The sequence below is a fragment of the Noviherbaspirillum sp. genome, from assembly GCF_036846085.1.
In the GTDB taxonomy this organism is placed as follows: Bacteria; Pseudomonadota; Gammaproteobacteria; order Burkholderiales; family Burkholderiaceae_D; genus Noviherbaspirillum.
This window is the reverse complement of the sequence record NZ_DAIUCO010000082.1, coordinates 1-18899: the sequence shown is the minus strand read 5'-3', so window position 1 is coordinate 18899 and position 18899 is coordinate 1. Positions and strand designations below refer to the sequence as shown.

At 55.8% G+C, this 18899-nt stretch carries 20 protein-coding genes; 11 read left to right on the top strand and 9 right to left on the bottom strand.

Annotated elements, in window-relative coordinates; all coding sequences use genetic code 11:
* Together bamC and V7080_RS11590 are read left to right on the top strand one after the other, a co-directional pair.
* Nucleotides 1-565 (top strand): outer membrane protein assembly factor BamC (bamC, locus tag V7080_RS11595; protein ID WP_334188551.1); only part of this gene is annotated, 565 nt, incomplete at its 5' end.
* A gap of 7 nt (nucleotides 566-572) precedes the next feature.
* Nucleotides 573-1370: an MBL fold metallo-hydrolase gene (locus V7080_RS11590; RefSeq protein ID WP_334188550.1), complete on the top strand. Its 798-nt coding sequence runs from the start codon at nucleotides 573-575 to the stop codon at nucleotides 1368-1370.
* 73 nt (nucleotides 1371-1443) lie between these two features.
* Here V7080_RS11590 and V7080_RS11585 read toward each other — a convergent pair whose 3' ends face one another.
* Complete coding sequence (locus V7080_RS11585) at nucleotides 1444-1737, bottom strand: hypothetical protein (RefSeq protein WP_334188549.1); 294 nt, start codon at nucleotides 1735-1737, stop codon at nucleotides 1444-1446.
* 217 nt (nucleotides 1738-1954) lie between these two features.
* On the bottom strand, nucleotides 1955-3076 hold the full coding sequence (locus V7080_RS11580) for a cupin domain-containing protein (protein WP_334188553.1): 1122 nt from the start codon (nucleotides 3074-3076) through the stop codon (nucleotides 1955-1957).
* A 108-nt stretch (nucleotides 3077-3184) separates the two neighbouring features.
* Here V7080_RS11580 and V7080_RS11575 point away from each other — a divergent pair, with 108 nt between their 5' ends.
* The gene (locus V7080_RS11575) at nucleotides 3185-3724 is read left to right on the top strand and encodes an FKBP-type peptidyl-prolyl cis-trans isomerase (RefSeq protein ID WP_334188548.1); all 540 of its coding nucleotides are present in this window, start codon (nucleotides 3185-3187) and stop codon (nucleotides 3722-3724) included.
* A gap of 36 nt (nucleotides 3725-3760) precedes the next feature.
* Here V7080_RS11575 and V7080_RS11570 read toward each other — a convergent pair whose 3' ends face one another.
* The 4 genes from V7080_RS11570 to V7080_RS11555 form a co-directional block, all read right to left on the bottom strand.
* The gene (locus tag V7080_RS11570; protein WP_334188547.1) at nucleotides 3761-4699 is read right to left on the bottom strand and encodes a hypothetical protein; all 939 of its coding nucleotides are present in this window, start codon (nucleotides 4697-4699) and stop codon (nucleotides 3761-3763) included.
* A 1-nt stretch (nucleotide 4700) separates the two neighbouring features.
* Nucleotides 4701-7313, bottom strand: a complete 2613-nt coding sequence (gene mutS / locus V7080_RS11565; RefSeq protein WP_334188552.1) for a DNA mismatch repair protein MutS — start codon at nucleotides 7311-7313, stop codon at nucleotides 4701-4703.
* Between the two features lie 314 nt (nucleotides 7314-7627).
* A complete protein-coding gene (locus V7080_RS11560) occupies nucleotides 7628-8971 on the bottom strand; it encodes a DEAD/DEAH box helicase (protein WP_334188546.1) in 1344 nt (447 codons plus the stop codon).
* Between the two features lie 197 nt (nucleotides 8972-9168).
* On the bottom strand, nucleotides 9169-9963 hold the full coding sequence (locus V7080_RS11555; protein ID WP_334188545.1) for an inositol monophosphatase family protein: 795 nt from the start codon (nucleotides 9961-9963) through the stop codon (nucleotides 9169-9171).
* A gap of 119 nt (nucleotides 9964-10082) precedes the next feature.
* Between V7080_RS11555 and V7080_RS11550 the strand changes: the two genes are divergently transcribed.
* The gene (locus V7080_RS11550; protein WP_334188544.1) at nucleotides 10083-10859 is read left to right on the top strand and encodes an RNA methyltransferase; all 777 of its coding nucleotides are present in this window, start codon (nucleotides 10083-10085) and stop codon (nucleotides 10857-10859) included.
* A gap of 17 nt (nucleotides 10860-10876) precedes the next feature.
* Here the strand turns inward: V7080_RS11550 and lexA are convergent, their stop codons facing one another.
* Nucleotides 10877-11539: a transcriptional repressor LexA gene (gene lexA, locus V7080_RS11545; protein ID WP_334188543.1), complete on the bottom strand. Its 663-nt coding sequence runs from the start codon at nucleotides 11537-11539 to the stop codon at nucleotides 10877-10879.
* A 236-nt stretch (nucleotides 11540-11775) separates the two neighbouring features.
* Here lexA and rpsF point away from each other — a divergent pair, with 236 nt between their 5' ends.
* The 7 genes from rpsF (at nucleotide 11776) to V7080_RS11510 (ending at nucleotide 16645) form a co-directional block, all read left to right on the top strand.
* Complete coding sequence (gene rpsF / locus V7080_RS11540) at nucleotides 11776-12144, top strand: 30S ribosomal protein S6 (protein WP_334188542.1); 369 nt, start codon at nucleotides 11776-11778, stop codon at nucleotides 12142-12144.
* Between the two features lie 27 nt (nucleotides 12145-12171).
* Nucleotides 12172-12465: a primosomal replication protein N gene (gene priB / locus V7080_RS11535; protein ID WP_334188541.1), complete on the top strand. Its 294-nt coding sequence runs from the start codon at nucleotides 12172-12174 to the stop codon at nucleotides 12463-12465.
* 23 nt (nucleotides 12466-12488) lie between these two features.
* Complete coding sequence (rpsR, locus tag V7080_RS11530) at nucleotides 12489-12773, top strand: 30S ribosomal protein S18 (RefSeq protein WP_334188540.1); 285 nt, start codon at nucleotides 12489-12491, stop codon at nucleotides 12771-12773.
* 26 nt (nucleotides 12774-12799) lie between these two features.
* Complete coding sequence (rplI, locus tag V7080_RS11525) at nucleotides 12800-13252, top strand: 50S ribosomal protein L9 (protein ID WP_334188539.1); 453 nt, start codon at nucleotides 12800-12802, stop codon at nucleotides 13250-13252.
* A gap of 158 nt (nucleotides 13253-13410) precedes the next feature.
* Nucleotides 13411-14796: a replicative DNA helicase gene (locus tag V7080_RS11520; RefSeq protein ID WP_334188538.1), complete on the top strand. Its 1386-nt coding sequence runs from the start codon at nucleotides 13411-13413 to the stop codon at nucleotides 14794-14796.
* Between the two features lie 87 nt (nucleotides 14797-14883).
* Nucleotides 14884-15510 carry a DUF47 domain-containing protein gene (locus V7080_RS11515; RefSeq protein WP_334188537.1) on the top strand — a complete coding sequence of 209 codons (627 nt, stop codon included), beginning with the start codon at nucleotides 14884-14886 and terminating at the stop codon, nucleotides 15508-15510.
* Between the two features lie 127 nt (nucleotides 15511-15637).
* Nucleotides 15638-16645 carry an inorganic phosphate transporter gene (locus tag V7080_RS11510; protein WP_334188536.1) on the top strand — a complete coding sequence of 336 codons (1008 nt, stop codon included), beginning with the start codon at nucleotides 15638-15640 and terminating at the stop codon, nucleotides 16643-16645.
* 95 nt (nucleotides 16646-16740) lie between these two features.
* On the opposite strand, the gene V7080_RS11505 is transcribed toward V7080_RS11510, so the two are convergent.
* Together V7080_RS11505 and V7080_RS11500 are read right to left on the bottom strand one after the other, a co-directional pair.
* Nucleotides 16741-18396, bottom strand: coding sequence for a PhoH family protein (locus tag V7080_RS11505; protein ID WP_334188535.1), 1656 nt, complete (start codon nucleotides 18394-18396; stop codon nucleotides 16741-16743).
* Nucleotides 18397-18610: 214 nt separating this feature from the next.
* Nucleotides 18611-18899, bottom strand: a 289-nt coding sequence (locus V7080_RS11500; protein WP_334188534.1) for a peroxiredoxin, incomplete at its 5' end; no start/stop codon positions are given.

Below are 18899 nucleotides of genomic sequence, written 5' to 3'. Positions count from 1 at the left end.
CTACATCAGCCATCGCGGTGCGCAAGAGGTGCTTGTCGGGCAGGAGAAGGAGTCGACGATGTGGACGCCACGCCCGGCCGATCCCGAACTCGAGGCCGAATTCCTGGCCCGCCTGATGGCGCGGCTTGGGACGGACAGCACGCGAGCCAAAGCGGTAGTCGCCAATGCTGGAGCCCAGCCGGCACGCGCCAAACTGGTGAACGGTAGTGGCACCGGTTACGTCGAAGTCGATGAAGGTTTTGACCGTGCATGGCGCCGCGTCGGGTTGGCGCTTGACCGAGTAGGATTTACGGTCGAGGACCGCGACCGTACCCAGGGCTTGTATTTCGTCCGATATGTCGATCAGGCAGATGACGCGACAAGCCGGGCCGCCGAAAAAGGCTTCTTCTCCAAGTTGTTCTCCTTCGGGGGCGACGATAAGGCCAAAGCGGCGCAGCGCTATCAGGTTGCGGTAAAGGGCAATGGCGCGGTGACACAGGTTGCTGTGCTCAATAACGAAGGTCGTCCGGAATCCTCCCAGACCGCGAACCGCATTCTGTCCCTGTTGAATGAGCAATTAAAGTAAGTTCTCTTTGAAATTTGCCAGTCTAGGGAGCGGCAGCGAAGGCAATTCGCTGCTTATCTCCGCTTTATCCCAGTCTTCCCGCACCACCGTCATGCTCGACTGCGGTTTCGCGATTCGCGAGACCGAACGACGACTGGCGAAGCGAGGCATGGTGCCTGGCGATCTTGCCGGCATTCTTGTCACGCACGAGCACCAGGATCATGTCGGCGGCGTATTCAAGTTCGCGCGCCGCCATCATGTGCCTGTGTGGCTCACCTACGGCACATATCAGGCTGTGAAAAAAGATAGTGACGGGGTCGATGTGCGGTTTTGCCGCGATGGAGAGCGACTGGCAATCGGCAGCCTCGAAATCGTTCCTTATACGGTGCCGCACGATGCCCGCGAGCCGGTCCAGTACGTCCTCAATGATGACCGGTTTCGCCTCGGGGTGCTGACTGATGCCGGCCAATCGACGCCGCACCTGATCAATGCGTTAAGCGGGTGTGATGCACTAATGCTTGAATGCAACCACGACAAGGCCATGCTTGCCAATTCCAGCTATCCTTGGTCGCTCAAGCAACGCATCGGAGGCAGCTACGGCCATTTGTCGAACGAGACTGCCGCGGAGATCCTCGCAGGGCTCGACATCTCGCGTTTGAGGATAGTCGTCGGCGCGCACCTTAGCCAGCAGAATAATACGCCAGCGCTCGCGCAACAGGCACTTTGCAGTGGGCTTGAAACCAACCCTATGGGAGCACCGGTGGAGGTGCGGATCGCATGCCAGGAAGAGGGATTCGATTGGATCGAGCTTTCCGGCCAGGCGTGATGTGGAATTCAGAAACGGGAGCGCCAAAAAAAAGCCGACCAAAAGGTCGGCTTTTTGATTCCGATATCCGAAATTACTTGGATGTCGTTGTGTCAGTTGCTGCTGGTGCCGGAGCGGCTGCTGCAGGAGCGGCTGCTGTGGTATCGGCAGCAGGTGCTGCAGGAGCGGCTGCGGCAGGGGCAGCAGCGTCAGCGGCAGGCGCTGCAGGGGCAGCAGCGGCAGGTGCTTCGGCAGCAGGAGCTGCAGGTGCCGGTGCGGCAGCAGCAGGTGCTTCAGCAGGAGCAGGAGCAGCAGCTTCTTCTTTCTTGCTGCAAGCGGCCAGTGCAACAGCAGCCATCAGGGATGCGATCAACAGAGTCTTTTTCATGATTTTCCTTCAGAGATTTTTTATAAAAAATATTGCGATGAATAATTACCGGTAATTATCGCTCTATGGGGTGTTTCAATAACTTACCCGGCGGTAATGCTGCATTGCGGTAGATTGAAAACTTCCCAACTCGCAATTATAGCGAGTTTTTTTCCTGCAAGACAGGCGGCGGTTGCGTTTTGGTAAGGGTTTGTAACGCTGTTGTCTTTGGACGGGTTTATCCGACCAATATCCATCCATCTTCATGCCAGGCATGCAGGGTTTCAATCGCATCAGGCGATAAGGCACGAATTGCGGGGCCGTTCAGCCGACGTTCGTCGGCAAGCGCAGCAAGCAGCGTCTTGTCGTTTTTATCGGTAACGAGTGACTCTCCATTGATGAAAACGAATTTGCCACGGTAAAGCATGCGGGTTTTCCGCGACAGCACTACACCGTTTTTGCTCGCCACTTTCTTGAATGCCGCGAGTGACATCGGTTGGGATGGTGGATCGAAAAATACATTCGCTTTCGGCTCCGATAAATATTCGCCAAGGAAAATGCGAACGTCATCATCCGTAAATTCAACCTTCGCAAGTTCGGCAGCGACCTTGTCAAACATAAGGTTGCTAATTTCGGCAGGACGATTTGTTGCCTTGAGGTCCGGGTCCGTATAGCGACCCGGCAGGTCAATGGAATCCGCCATGAACTGCAGGAATGCTTCGCCAAGTTCCTGGTAGGACGGAGCCCTGAACCCGATCGAATAGGTCATGCATTCACCAATCGCAACGCCGTCGTGCGCATATTGCGGCGGCAAATACAGCATGTCCCCCGGTTCAAGAATGAATTCCTGTTCAGGCTGGAAATTTTTCAATATCTTCAGCGGTAGGTCGTTGATCAAGGAAAGGTCATCCTGGGCGCTGATTTTCCATTGCCGCTTGCCATGGGCTTGCAACAAAAATACGTCGTACGAGTCGAAATGAGGGCCAACGCCGCCGTTGTCGGTTGCATAGCTGATCATCAAGTCGTCCAGCCGCGCGTCGGGAATAAAGCGGAACTGGTTCAGCAAGGCGTTTGCCGACTCTGAATGAAGATTGACGCCTTGAACGAGAAGTGTCCACGCCTTCTGCTTCAGTTTAGGCAAGCGATCAAAGGGACCGTTCTGCAAATGCCATTGATTGTCGACAATCGAAATCAGCCGTGATTCGACGTCGTCTTCCGATGCCAGGTTAAATAATGCGTCGCGCTCGATCAACGGTTCAAATGCGGGGAAGGCCTGACGAATCAAGAGCGGTTTCTTTTGCCAATAATCCTGCAGGAATCGCTGCGGAGACAGGCCGCCGAGTAGTGTGCTTTTTTTCATGTGCGCATTATATAGGCCGGCCGGTACAACGTTCACCGTGCCAGGCACCGACGAATGCTCGTCGTATCAAAAGGTATAATCTTTCGAATACCATGGAAAGGAATCAATATGAAGATTGCCAAGAACACCGTAGTGACGCTCCACTACAAACTCTCAGATGCGCAAGGCAATCTGATTGAGGAGAGCCGCGAGCCGATGGTCTATCTGCACGGCGGATACGAAAACACGCTGCCCAAGATCGAGGAAGCGCTGGAGGGCAAGGACGTAGGCTACGAAACCACCATTCAGGTCGAGCCGGACGATGCGTTTGGCGAATACGACGCTTCGCTTGTCAAGATCGAACCGCGCAATCGCCTTCCGGAACCGCTCGAAGTCGGCATGCAATTCGAGGGTACGCCCGACGGCGCCGATTCTGCCGAAGGTTCTCTGATCTTTACTGTGACGGATATTGCGGACGACAAGGTGGTGTTGGATGGCAATCATCCGCTTGCCGGCATGGCACTGCGCTTTGATTTGAATGTGGCGGAAGTGCGTGCCGCAAGTGACGAAGAAATCGCGCATGAGCATGTGCATGGCGCGCACGGCCATCATCATGATAGCCAGGACGACGAAAGCAGCGACCACTATCGCAGCCGTCCGATTCATTAAAACCTGCGGAATGGAAGCGGCCTACCGCCGCTTCTGCTATTGGCCTGCAGGCATGGCGGATTTCATTCGGCTGGTTGATTTGCTGACGATGAAAAGCGCTGCCTCTGTCGGATCGACATTCACTTTGGTCCATGGCACCCCGGCTTCCAGCACCCCGAGATCGCCGCGCCACCGAATGCTCGGCTTGATTTTTTTGGGCACGCCACTGTGGCCGTGAATGAGCAGTGTCTTTCCCTGAAATCTGGTGCTGTGCGTAAGGATTTGCTTGCGCAATTCCGCAAAGCCATCGTGTTTAGCCGGCCCGCGATTGACTGGCGCGAACGGATTTCCGCTGCTGAATAGCACCACGCCATCCATTTTCCGAAGCGAGGCATAGGTAAATACCCTATGCAGCCACTCGCGATTTGCAACGACGCGATCCTCGAATTCACTATTGCGCCCTGCATCAAGCAAAAAGTGGTTATTGTTTTCGGGTGCATTCACCGTGGCGAACAGGATTCCATTCACTTCCCAGCGTGCATTTTCTCCATAGTTGCGGAATTTCGCCGTTGCTGACTGACGAACCAGCGGAAGGCGCGAGCCGCCGAGCGAAAATTCATCAGTGAAGAATAATTCCCTCAGCCGGTTCAGCCTGCCTATGGCAGCTGACCGGCCATTTGCATGCCTGCAGCCTGTCCAATCACTCCCTGCGAGCGATACGATCACGCCATTCTTGGCGCTGTCCAAAAGCGCTTTGCGTCGCTGATACAGTTCGTCGCTGCAGGGCTCTTCCGATGCCTTGATGCCATTCGCGACTACGAATGCGAGATTGTCGGCATCGGATTCGCTGATCGCCTCCCGCAAATCGGTTTCCTCCGTCATCGTCCGATCGGGATGCGCAACAACGCCGAAGCTAAATGTGTCCGTTGCAGCGGCCGGACCGATCCACAGGGATACGCTGCATGCAAAAAGCCCGAACAAGAAGTGCGCTTTCATCTTATTGATTTTTGGCGAGGCTCTTGAGGCGATAGAGTGCGTCCAGCGCTTCCCTTGGCGACAGGGCATCAGGATCGATGTCCGACAAGGCTTGTGCCAGTTCCGAGACACCATCCTGCGTCGCTGGTTCGTCATCCGCCGGCTCGGTCGACTGCATGCTGCTGGCAAACAGGTCGAACTGCGGCGTGGCCTGTACCGATTGCGCTTCGAGCGCGGCAAGATGCTTGCGAGCGGCCCGAATGACCGATTGCGGCACGCCGGCAAGCTGGGCCACTTGCAGACCGTAGCTCTGCGATGCCGGGCCCGGCTGCACCGCGTGCAGGAACACGATCTTGTCCCTGTGCTCCACCGCGGACAGGTGCACATTGGCGGCGGTCGGATGCGTTTCCGGAAGTTGCGTCAGCTCGAAATAGTGGGTCGCGAAAAGTGTATAGCTGCGGGTGTTTTCTATCAGGTGCCGGGCAATCGCCCACGCCAATGCAAGGCCGTCGAAAGTGGACGTGCCGCGCCCGACTTCATCCATCAGCACGAGGGATTGCGAAGTCGCGCCATTGAGGATGGCTGCGGATTCGGTCATCTCGACCATGAAGGTTGATCGCCCGCCGGCAAGGTCGTCGGCTGCGCCGATGCGCGTGAAGATACGGTCGATCGGCCCGATGGTCGCGCTGGCGGCGGGCACGAAACTCCCGACATAAGCCAGCAAAGTGATCAATGCCACCTGCCGCATATAAGTCGACTTGCCGCCCATGTTTGGTCCGGTGATGAGCAGCAGCTTGCGTTCCTGGTCAAGCCTGCAATCATTTGCGATAAAACGCTCGATCTGATTCTCAACTACCGGATGGCGACCCTGTTCGATGATGAGTGCCGGTTCGGAAACCAGGCTGGGCGGACACCAGTTATTGCGCATGGCGTGGACGGCGAGGGCAACCAGCGTATCGAGTTGCGCCATCGCGGCGGCGATGTCCTGCAGAATGCTGATATGCGGCGCGAGGTCGTTGAGGAGCTTTTCGTACAAAAACTTTTCGCGTGTCAGTGCGCGCTCCTGGGCCGACAAGGCTTTGTCCTCGAACGCCTTCAGCTCGGGCGTGATGTAGCGCTCCGCATTTTTCAGCGTCTGGCGCCGGCGATAGTCGTCCGGCACCTTGGCTGTCTGGCCATGGGTCACTTCGATGTAGAAACCGTGTACCTTGTTGTATTCCACCCGAAGGTTCGCAATTCCCGTCCTGGCGCGCTCCCGGCCTTCCAGCTCCACCAGGAACTGTCCCGCGTTTTCCGACAGGCCGCGCAGCTCATCCAGCTCCGCATCGAAGCCCCGCGCAATCACGCCACCGTCGCGCACCATCGCCGCAGGTTCCGGCGCAATCGCCCGTTCAATCAGGTCCAGGCAATCATGCGGCGTCGCCAGTGCCTGCTGCAACGCTGCGAGCAAAGAAGCATCCGCATCCTTGTTGCAGATTTCCACGCAGTCGCGCAGAGACGGCAATTGCTGCAGTCCGCCTCGCAGGCCTGCCAGGTCGCGTGGCCTGGCCGAAAGGAGGGCGACGCGGGTAGTGATGCGTTCAATGTCCGGCACCTGCGCCAGCGTGGCCGACAAACTGGCGGACGCATCCGTGCGCATGAGTGCATTGATCGCTGCCTGGCGCGCCTTGGCAATCGCTTGGTCACGGCGGGCATGATGCAGCCAATTCCGCAGCAAGCGGGACCCCATGGCCGTGCGGCAGTGGTCCAGCTGGGAAAACAGGGTTGGCGATGTTTGGGAGCCGTCCTGGCCGCGAATGGTTTCGGTCAGTTCCAGGTTGCGCCGGGTCGCCGCATCGAGACCAATGAATTCGTTTTCGGATTCGACGGAAAGGGTTCGGACATGCTGCAGTCCTTTTCCCTGGGTTGATTGCGCGTAGCGGAGGAGGGCGCCACCGGCGCCGATCGCGGCGCTCATCTGATCGGCGCCGAATCCGGACAGGCTCGCGGCGGATAGCTGTTCGCACAGCGCCGTCTCGCCGCTGCGCATATCGAAGTGCCAGCCTGGAACGGCTGTCACTTTACCCGTCACGATATGCTTTTCCATGGCTTGGGCATCATCGGCAATCAGTACTTCCGCCGGTGCGATGCGCTCCAGTTCCTGCTTGACACGATCATCCACCGACCTGGCATCGCCGGAAATTTCCATCAGCTTGAGCGCGCCGCTGGCCATCGATAGCCAGGCGAGGCCGAGAGTCATTGCCTTTCGGTTGGACACCGGGTAAATCGCCAGCAAAGGCCGTTCCGATTTTTCCGGCAACAGGTCGGCATCGGTCAAAGTGCCCGGGGTGATTACCCGAATCACTTTTCGTTCTACCGGCCCCTTGCTGGTCGCCGGATCGCCGATTTGTTCGCAGATCGCTACCGACTCGCCGTACCGAACCAGCTTCGCGAGATATTGTTCGGCCGAATGAAACGGTACGCCTGCCATCTTGATGGGAGAACCGTTGGATGCGCCTCGCTGCGTCAGTGTAATGCCGAGCAGTCGTGCCGCTTTCTCGGCGTCGTCGAAAAACAATTCATAAAAATCGCCCATGCGATAAAACAGCAGCGTGGATGGGTGATCGGCCTTGATGCGCAAGTACTGCTGCATCATCGGCGTGTGCTTCTCGATTGGCTCCTGATAGCGCGGCTGAGCATCACCGGCAGTATCGGTTTGATCCGGCAAGAGAACTGGTTTTGAAGCCATTCCAACCCTTTTGAAGGCGTATTGAATAATCTGCCATTTTAACCGGCGCAGTCATTCATGGAGCACATGTCCCTCTGCGATGGTGGGGCGGTAGGCTGGAATTCAAGGAAGAGGGAACAATGAACTTCTGCACGCACTATGGCGGCAGGAGTTCATTTCATTGGCCCCAGGCGCGAAGGACCACTTCCGCGTTCCCTGTTGCGCCTGCGACTGCCGGGCTGTTAGCGCCCGCGCCCGCCGGATCGATGGGGCGGCGCGGTTTTACCACCCGGCCGGTTACTGGCGCCGGTCTTTGACGGGCCGGCCGGCTTTGCGCCGCCATGGCCGTTGCGGGATGAATTTGCCGGCGCTTTCTGCTGCTGCGGCCGTCTTCCGCCGCCACCGTTGCCGCTACGCAGTTGTATCGGTTGCGGTGTTGCATTCGGATCCGGCTCGAATCCGGCCACGACTTCCTGCGGCAGTGTTCGCTTGATCAGCTTCTCGATATCCTTCAGCAATCCATGTTCATCGACGCAGACCAACGATACCGCTTCGCCGGTCGCTCCTGCACGGCCGGTACGGCCGATCCGGTGCACATAATCTTCAGGCACGTTCGGCAGATCGTAGTTGACCACGTGGGGCAACTGATCGATATCGATCCCTCGTGCGGCAATGTCGGTAGCGACCAGCACCTGCAGACTGCCATCCTTGAATTCCGACAATGCGCGCGTACGGGCGGCCTGGCTTTTGTTGCCATGGATGGCCAGCGCCGAAATGCTTTCCTTGCCGAGTTGCTCCACCAGTTTGTTCGCGCCGTGCTTGGTGCGGGTGAATACCAGTACTTGTGACCATTGCTGCGTCTTGATCAGGTGACTGAGCAGTGGATGCTTGCGGTTGCGGTCCACCGGGTGCACCTTTTGTGCAATCACTTCAACCGTTGAATTGCGGCGCGCCACTTCAATCATTGCCGGCGCATTCAGCAAACCATCGGCAAGGGCCTTGATCTCGTCTGAAAACGTCGCGGAAAACAGCAGATTCTGGCGCTGCTTCGGCAGGGCGGCGAGCACTTTTTTGATGTCGCGGATAAATCCCATGTCGAGCATGCGATCAGCTTCATCGAGAACAAGGATCTCGATCTGCGACAGGTCCACGGTGCCTTGCTGCATGTGGTCCAGCAAACGGCCCGGTGTCGCCACAAGAATATCGACGCCGCGTTTCAGCAGCGTTATTTGAGGATTGATGCCGACACCGCCGAATATCACGGCGGAGTTCAATTTCAGATACTTGCCATAAACACGCACGCTTTCTTCGACTTGCGCGGCAAGCTCGCGTGTCGGCGTAAGGATTAATGCACGTATCGGACGGCGGGCCGCTGCCGGGTTGATGGATTTCGCTGCCAGGCGCTGCAGGATGGGCAGGGTAAATCCTGCGGTCTTGCCGGTTCCGGTCTGTGCGCCGGCGAGCAGATCGCCGCCCGCCAGAACGGCAGGAATGGCCTGGGTCTGAATTGGTGTGGGAATGGTATAGCCTTGTTCGCTGACAGCGCGAACGATATCGTCGGACAAGCCGAGCTGGGTAAAAGACATGAAAACTCAATCAGGAAGTATCGGCCTGTCGCCACTAGAGGCGCCAGTCGCAGGCAAACGGGTTAGGATGCGGAAGGTCGGATAGACAGCGGCAGGGGACTGGTTTGCAATGCCGCGTGCGCGAAGTATAACAGCGCCCGGTCTCCGCCGCTTCGTGGGATGGACGCGGCAAGCCGGGCAGTTGTGAAGCGGGCAGTTTACTTCTTGAATTGAGACAAAACATTCACCATTTGCGCGAACACCTTGGGTGTCGCTGCAATCACTTCGTTCTTGTAAAGGTAGTCGGATTCTCCGGCGAATGTTCCGACGATGCCGCCGGCTTCGGTGACGAGCAGGGAACCCGCCGCCATGTCCCAAGGCTGAAGGCCGCGCTCGAAGAATCCATCGAGCCTGCCTGCCGCGACGTAGGCAAGATCCAGGGCAGCAGCCCCAGGACGGCGCAGGCCCGCGCACTTCTCCGTCATGATCCGAAACATCTTGATGTACTCCTCCAATCCGTCACCATTCCGGAATGGAAATCCGGTACCAAGCAATGCATCCGCCATCTTGTCGCGGCGACTGACGCGAATGCGCTTCTCATTGAGATAGGCGCCGCTGCCCTTTGTTGCCGTGAACAGGTCGTTGCGGGTCGGATCGAAGATCACTGCCTGTGTAATGATGCCGCGCTGCTGAAGCGCAATCGATACGCAGTATTGCGGGAAGCCGTGGATGAAATTCGTAGTGCCGTCAAGCGGATCGATAATCCAGACATTGTCGTTTTCATCATGGAGATTGCTCGATGCGCCGGTTTCTTCGGCAAGGATCGCATGATCCGGATAGGCTGTTTTGAGGACGTCGATGATCGCCTGCTCTGCCGCTTGGTCCACTTCCGTCACGAAATCATTGTGCCCTTTCTGGGTCACCTTGATACGGTCTATGTCGAAGGAGGCGCGATTGATGATCGAAGCGGCACGGCGGGCTGCCTTGACCGCCGTATTGAGCATGGGATGCATAGAGGTTCCGTTAAAATGGCGGCACCGTAGCCTTCTGCCGCACGGAACCGCATATATCGATTAATGAGCGAAGCGGCAACGAAGGCGTGTGCCCCCGACCGCAGATAACGCTATTTTAAATGAACCTGACTCAAACTAGTACCGATCTGTCCGACCGGCTGCGCTTCGTGCTGGTTGAAACCAGTCACCCAGGCAATGTCGGCGCCGCTGCCCGGGCGATAAAGACAATGGGGTTTTCCCGCCTCGTATTGGTCAATCCGCGCTTCGCCGATGTTGCGGAACACGAGGAGGCCATCGCATTTGCAAGTGGCGCGTCGGATGTGCTGAGCGCCGCGAAGGTTGTCGGGTCGATCGAAGAGGCGTTGGACGGGTGCAATTTTGCGGCGGCCTTGAGCGCCAGGCTGCGTGAATTCTCGCCGCCAGTTCTGACGCCGCGCATGCTTGCCAGTCAATTAACTGTCGAATCAGGATTGCAGGCCGCCCTCGTGTTTGGCAATGAGCGCTACGGATTGCCGAATGGCGTTGTTGAAAAATGCAATGCTTTGATCAACATTCCGGCGAATCCGGCATATTCCTCATTGAATCTTGCTCAGGCGGTGCAGGTGCTGGCGTATGAATGCAGCATGGCTGATATCGGAACTGATACCGGCGGGTATCCTGTTTTAGCGTCCTCACCTATTGGCTTTCATGGTCAAGCGGCCAACATTGCGCAAATAGATGGAATGTATGCACACCTTGAAGAGGCACTCATTGCGATCGATTTCCTGGATCCGGATAATCCGAAAAAACTGATGCCGAGGCTGAAGCGTCTATTTTCGAGAACGCAGCTGGAAACGGAAGAAGTCAACATCATCCGCGGCATCGCTACACAGATTTTGCGAACGCGGCCGCGGTAAGGCGATTGTAAAAGCCATTAGCCCCAAGCTCGTAACAAACCAACCGCAAGGCCTTCGAGAGCAAAATCTTCTTGACCGGATGCAACCCGAATTGGCTTGAAGTCAGGATTTTCAGGCAGCAACTCGATCAGCGATCCGGTTTTCTTGTAGCGCTTCACCGTGACCTCATCCCCGAGTCGTGCGACGACGATCTGGCCATTCTTGGCGGAATCCGCCTTTTTGACCGCCAGCAGGTCACCGTCCATGATTCCGATATCGCGCATCGACAGGCCGCGTACCTTGAGCAAGTAATCCGGCTTGGCAGGGAATAGTGAAGGATCCACTGCATATGTTGCTTCGACATGCTCTTGTGCCAGGATCGGAGATCCTGCAGCCACCCGGCCGATTAGCGGCAAACTCAGTTGCATCAGTGAAGCATGGGGAAGGGACATCTGCTGGCCGCCGCGCTTTGGTGCCTCGCCTGTCGCCATGTCGAGCAGGCGGATTCCGCGCGAAGTGCCGGGTGAAATTTCGATTGCCCCTTTGCGCGCCAACGCCTGCAAATGTTCTTCAGCGGCATTGGCAGAACGAAAGCCGAGTTCAGCGGCAATCTCGGCACGGGTAGGTGGGAAACCGGTATTGTCGATGGCTTCCCTGATGAGATTCAAGATCTGTTCTTGGCGTGCAGTAAGTTTAAGCATGGCCGTATTGGCTTCCTGGAAGCGCTGTTTGTAATGACAGCCTGTATTTTTATACAGTACACACCGCTTTGCAAGCAACTTCGCAATTTCATTGAGAATCGGAGCGTTTGCGTTATATAAGGCATTGAATGCATTGAAATTTACCGGATTTCAGGTTATCATCGCCGGCTTTCCTCTTCCCACACTCGTCTTGACGCCGGGGTGGGCGATTATTCAATCTGTCCTAAGGAGATTACATGCGTCATTATGAAATCGTATTTATCGTGCATCCTGATCAAAGCGAGCAAGTGCCCGCAATGATCGAGCGCTACAAAGGTATTGTGACCACACGCGGCGGCAAAGTGCATCGCGTTGAAGACTGGGGCCGTCGCCAGATGGCTTACATGATCCAGAAGCTGGCCAAGGCCCACTATGTTTGCCTCAATATCGAATGCGACAGCGAAACGCTGGCTGAAATCGAAACCGGATTCAAGTTCAATGACGCCGTTCTGCGTCATCTGACAGTCAAGATGAAGAAGGCCGAAACTGCACCTTCGCCGATGATGAAGGCCGTGCAGAAGGAAGATGCTGTCAAGACTCAGCGAGCCGAGGCGCCGGCTGCTTAATTCGCGGCGTATTGCGGTTTGGGGAGCGTGAATCAGCTTTGCCTGGTTGCCACTATTGCCGAGCGCGATGTATTGCGCTACACCCCGGCAGGCATCCCGATCGTGTCGGCAAAACTGCTGCACGATTCGGAACAGGTTGAAGCGGGTGTACCCCGCTCGGTGACGTTTGAGATTTCTGCGCTGGCAGCAGGCGAAATCTCCGGACGGTTCAACCAGGCGGAACTAGGCAAACCTTTTCGGTTCACCGGCTTCCTTGCACGCAAAAACCGCAACAGCAAAAGTCTCGTATTCCATATTGCCGATTTCGAGGCAATCACATAGATCACTAGATACAGGAGCCAATCATGGCATTCGGTAAAAAATTCGATAAAAGCAAGCTCAAGCAAAAGCGCCAGCAGCAAAACCCGCTGTTCAAGCGCAAAAAATTCTGCCGTTTCACCGCAGCGCACGTGGAACAAGTGGATTACAAGGACGTTGATACGCTGAAGGACTTCGTTCAGGAAAACGGCAAGATCATGCCGGCACGCCTGACAGGCACCAAGGCGCATTATCAGCGTCAAGTCGATACGGCCATCAAGCGCGCTCGCTACCTTGCGCTGCTGCCGTACACCGATCTGCACAACGCGTAATTAACGGCTTGAATTAGGAGAAAAACATGCAAGTCATTCTGTTGGAAAAAGTCGTTAATCTCGGCAATCTCGGTGAAGTGGTCCGTGTCAAGGACGGTTACGCCCGCAACTTTCTTATTCCTAAGCGTATGGCCCGCCGTGCGACGGCGGCTGCAGTTGCGGAATTCGAGGCAAAGCGCGCCGATCTCGAAAAAGTCGCAGGCGAGAAACTTGCAGCTGCGCAAGCTCAAGGCGAAAAGCTGAACGGCCTGTCGGTCAAAGTTTCACAAAAGGCCGGCGTTGACGGGCGTTTGTTCGGCTCAGTAACCAACTACGACATCGCTGAAGCGCTGACTAAGCAAGGCTTCCCGGTTGAGAAGGCGCAGATCCGTATGCCGCAGGGCCCATTGAAGGTTGTGGGCGATCATGGCGTGTCAGTTGCTCTTCACACGGATGTGGTTGTTGACGTTACGATCTCGGTGGTTGGCGAGCAGGCTTAATCACTTGCAGTTCAGTAGCAAATGCAAAGAAGCCGGGATTTCCCGGCTTTTTTGTTGACCTTCTGCAAAATATTTCCAATGTTGCAGGTCAGAAAAACTCTTCAATATTCCGCCCCTTCCAACTCTTGGCAGTAGGGCGAGCAGGTATAATTCGCGCCATGAACAACCGCGCCGATCCGCAACTTGAATCCCTTCGTGTACCGCCGCATTCCATCGAGGCAGAACAGTCCGTTCTCGGTGGGCTGCTGCTGGATAACGCCGCGTGGGACCGCATCGCCGACTTTGTGCGCGATGACGATTTTTACCGATACGATCACCGTATTATTTTTCAACACATCGTCAAACTAATCAACAATACCAAGCCGGCGGACGTTATCACCGTGTTTGAGGCACTTGCCAGTTCGGGCAAGGCAGAAGAAGTCGGCGGTTTATCGTATCTGAACGCGCTAGCGCAAAATACGCCATCCGCAGCCAACATCCGTCGCTATGCTGAGATCGTTCGTGACCGCGGCGTTCTACGCAAGCTGATCACGGTTTCGGATGAAATTTCCGGACAGGCTTTCAACCCGCAAGGCAAGGAAGTCAAACAGTTGCTGGATGAAGCGGAATCAAAGATATTTGCCATCGCGGAAGAGGGGGCACGAGGTGCCCAGGGTTTCCAGGAAATCCAGCCGCTGTTGACGCAGGTAGTCGAACGCATCGACGAGCTTTACAACCGCGACAATCAGAACGAAATCACCGGCGTGCCGACCGGATTCGCCGATCTGGATCGCATGACCTCCGGGCTTCAGCCGGGTGACCTGGTCATCGTTGCCGGTCGTCCGTCGATGGGTAAGACGGCCTTCTCCATCAACATTGGCGAGAATGTCGCCATCGAAAGTGGTTTGCCGGTCGCCGTGTTCTCCATGGAGATGGGCGGCACTCAGTTGGCCATGCGCATGCTCGGCTCGGTGGGGCGTCTCGATCAGCACCGGTTGCGGACCGGGCGATTGGTTGATGAAGACTGGCCGCGGCTGACGCATGCGATTCAGAAGATGAACGATGCCCAGTTGTATATCGACGAGACCCCGGCTCTGAGCTCGATCGAATTGCGCGCGCGCTCGCGACGACTGTCACGCCAGTGCGGCAAGCTCGGCCTGATCATCATTGACTACCTGCAGCTGATGTCCGCCAATTCCGCTGGTGAAAACCGTGCGACCGAAATTTCGGAAATTTCACGAAACCTGAAGGGCTTGGCGAAAGAACTTCATTGCCCGGTTATCGCATTGTCACAGCTGAACCGCTCCCTTGAACAGCGGCCCAACAAGCGTCCGGTGATGTCGGATTTGCGGGAGTCGGGCGCTATCGAGCAAGATGCCGACGTGATTCTGTTTATTTACCGGGACGAAGTCTACAACCCGGATTCGCAGGACAAAGGCACAGCCGAAATCATTATCGGTAAGCAGCGTAACGGCCCGATCGGCACTGTGCGCCTGACATTCCTCGGCCAATACACGAAATTCGATAATTACACCGGCGGCCAGGCAATTTTCGGCGGCGAATAGCGATCGTTAGTCCGGCTTCCGACAATGGATGCCTGAGCGGAGAACAGTCGCGGATTAAAGACATATATCAACTAAGAGAGTGCTTCCATGTTTGGACGTTTAATGCCCACCGAGGGCAAATTTTTTGACCTGTTTGTTCAGCACGCCGACCTTTGCGTCAAAGGGGCCAAGGAAATGGTCGCATTGATGACAAACTTCGACGACCTGGAAAATCGAGTGCATGCAATCGAGGGCATCGAAAAACAGGCGGACAAGGTGACCCACACCACGCTGGACATGTTGCACAAGACATTCATCACGCCGTTGGACCGTGACGACATCCACCAGTTGATCACGCGCATGGATGACATCCTGGACTTGCTTGAAGATGCCGCCCAGACTATTTCCCTATATGACATCAAGGCAATCACGCCTGAAGCCAAGCGGCTGGCGGAGCTCTGCCTTGGATGTACTGAGAAGGTAAAAGCCGCGGTCTCGCTTCTGAGCAATATGGACAACTCCAGCCAGATCCTGCTCATCTGCGAGGAGATCGATCGCCTGGAATCGGATGCCGACCATGTGATGCGTGCAGCCATGTCGAAACTGTTCCGGGACGAACCGGACGTGCGCAACCTGATCAAGCTGAAAGCGATTTACGAAATTCTCGAGACCGTGACCGATCGTTGCGAGGACGTTGCCAACATTATTGAAGGCATCATCGTGGAAAATGCGTGATGTGTCTGAACAGGTAGCGCAGACGTGATGCGGAGCGGCCATTGACAGTGATATCAATGGAGGTTATTGGCCGGGAGGTCCGCACATTGTGAATTTGTAAGACTCAAATCAGAATAAGACATTACTCATGAACACCCTCGAGATCAGTATCTACACGCTTGGCTTTCTGATCGCATTGGCCCTGATATTCGACTTCATGAACGGTTTTCATGACGCGGCCAACGCAATTGCAACCGTCGTTTCCACCGGTGTTCTCAAGCCCCAGACGGCAGTGGCGATGGCGGCATTCTTCAACGTAATCGCCATTTTCTTTTTCCAGCTCAAGGTGGCAACGACAGTCGGAAAGGGAACCGTCGATCCGGCTTTCGTCGATCACTATGTCGTGTTCGGCGCGCTGGTCGGCGCAATTTTCTGGAACGTGGTCACGTGGTACTACGGTATTCCTTCGTCGTCGTCCCACGCATTGATCGGCGGTTTGGTCGGCGCCGCTGTCGCGAAGGCAGGCACCGGTGCTTTGATTGCGTCGGGCTTGCTCAAAACCATTTCCTTCATCGTGCTGTCGCCGCTTCTCGGCTTTATCTTCGGCTCGATAATGATGGTGCTGGTGTCATGGATTTTTGTCCGGTCCACGCCGCGCAAGGTGGACAAATGGTTTCGCCGCATGCAGCTGGTGTCGGCGTCGATGTACAGCCTCGGCCATGGCGGTAACGATGCGCAGAAGACCATGGGCATCATCTGGATGCTGTTGATTGCCGCCGGATATAGCACCGCGGACTCGGCGCTGCCTTGGTGGGTGATTATCAGTTGCTACGCGGCTATCGGGCTCGGCACATTGTTCGGAGGCTGGCGAATCGTGAAGACGATGGGACAAAAGATCACGAAACTCAAGCCGGTTGGTGGTTTTTGTGCAGAGACAGGTGGTGCGATTACCTTGTTCCTCGCCACCGGGTTGGGTATTCCGGTATCGACAACCCATACGATCACGGGTGCAATTGTCGGCGTCGGTTCATCCAGGAAAATGTCGGCGGTGCGGTGGGGCGTCGCAGGTAATATCGTCTGGGCATGGGTGCTGACCATTCCTGCATCGGCATTCATTGCAGCGGTGTCATGGTGGATCGGTACACAGTTGTTTTAAGACATACTCTACAGCCACGAGAGCCAACCAACAAAAAAGCCTGCATCGAAATGCAGGCTTTTTCGTTTCACCGGCTCAAGCCAGTTACTCGTCCGTCAAAGCACCTCGCTGGCATGATCGGCCAGGCGCGAACGCTCACCGCGCGCCAGCGTGACATGGCCGCTATGTGACCAGCCCTTGAATCGATCGACCACGTAAGTCAGGCCGCTCGAACCTTCTGTCAGGTATGGCGTATCGATCTGCGCGATATTGCCGAGACAGATGATCTTCGTGCCAGGGCCTGCACGTGTCACAAGCGTCTTGATCTGTTTCGGCGTCAGGTTTTGCGCCTCGTCAATGATCAGGAACTTATTGACGAAGGTCCGGCCACGCATGAAGTTGAGTGACTTGATTTTGATTCGCGAGCGGATCAGGTCCTGCGTCGCCGCACGTCCCCATTCGCCACCGTCGGTGTCGGATTTATTAAGCACTTCCAGGTTGTCATCGAAGGCGCCCATCCATGGGGACATCTTTTCCTCTTCCGTGCCGGGCAGGAAGCCGATGTCTTCACCGACAGGTACGGTGACACGCGTGACGATGATTTCGTTGTACAGCTTGGTTTCCAATACTTGGGCGAGGCCCGCGGCCAGCGCAAGTAAAGTTTTCCCGGTACCCGCCTGTCCCAGAAGGGTAACGAAATCGCATTCCGGATTCATTAGCAGATTCAATGCGAAATTCTGCTCACGGTTACGCGCGGTAATTCCCCAGACACTGTTCTTCGCATGCGTGTAGTCACGCAGAGTCTGCAACACAGCCGTCTTGCCGTTAATTTGCTTAACCTGACCGTAGAACGGCGCTTCGCCGTTGTTGGGCTCGAGGTGGACGAACTGATTGACCAGGAACGAAGGCACCGCCGGACCGGTCAGCCGGTAGAACGTATAGCCGGTGCCGTTCTTGTTTTCTTGCCAGGATTCCATGCCCTTGCCGTGGCGGTTCCAGAAGTCATCCGGCAACTGCAGAATGCCCGAATACAGCAGGTCGGTATCTTCAAGGACATGGTCATTGAAATACTCTTCCGCCGGCAAGCCCATCGCACGCGCCTTGATGCGCATATTGATGTCCTTCGACACCAGAACGATCGGACGGCCGGGAAACTGTTCGCCCAGGGCCCGTACTACGCCAAGGATCTGATTGTCTGCCTTGCCGATCGGCAGCCCTTCCGGCAATGTGGTGTTCTGCAATTTGGTCTGAAAGAAAAGGCGGCCTTTCGCATCCTTATTGCCGAGCTTGGATAAAAGAATGCCGTCTTCGATATCGTGTTCGCCGACATCCGCAACCAGGGCATCGAGCGAACGGGATACCTGGCGCGCATTCCTTGCAACCTCGGACATGCCTTTCTTATGGTTGTCGAGTTCCTCCAGCGTCATCATTGGCAGATAGACGTCATGTTCCTCGAAGCGGAACAGGGAGGTGGGGTCGTGCATCAGCACATTGGTATCCAGCACAAACATCTTGGTCACGCCCATCTTGTCGGCGACGCGGCTGGCGCTCGACTTGATCACGCTGTCGACCGTCTTCGGCGTGGCACGCTGTTTTGTGGCGATGGTTTTTTCGGTGGTCTTGGCGCGCGCTTTCGGCGCGGCTTCTGCTTCTTGCGGAGCCGATTCGACGAGGCTCATGACGGGTTTGACGGATTTGCCTTTTTCTGCCTTGGGATAGTCGCTAGGGGAGAGCAGTACTGCGGGTTTGGTCGGTATTTTGGGCAGTGGCATCAGGACCTCAATATGAAAAATTTCGGGACGTACAACTTGAGATAACCAGCGGGGTGAGACACAGACGGGAAGATGTGAAACACGACAGGAGGGATGAAATGAAACGCAGAAGGACAGGCTTGAAAAACAAAAAAGCCGTTCTGGAGGGTGCCATACCCTTTCCACAAACGGCTTTTTGTAAAGAATGGATTTCTATGTTCAATGGGTTACGCAACTACGGCAGAGCCTTTACGAATTCAAGCACTTCATCGACATGCCCAGGTACTTTCACTCCACGCCATTCTTTCACCAATTTGCCGGCTCCGTCAATGATAAATGTCGACCGTTCTACGCCGCGCACTTGCTTGCCATACATGTTTTTCATTTTCATGACATCAAACAAGTTGCATACCGTCTCGTCAGGATCCGAGATAAGCTGGAAAGGCAATTCCAGTTTGGACTTGAATCCGTCGTGGGAACGCAGGCTGTCGCGGCTGATACCGATTATCTCCGTATTTGCGGCT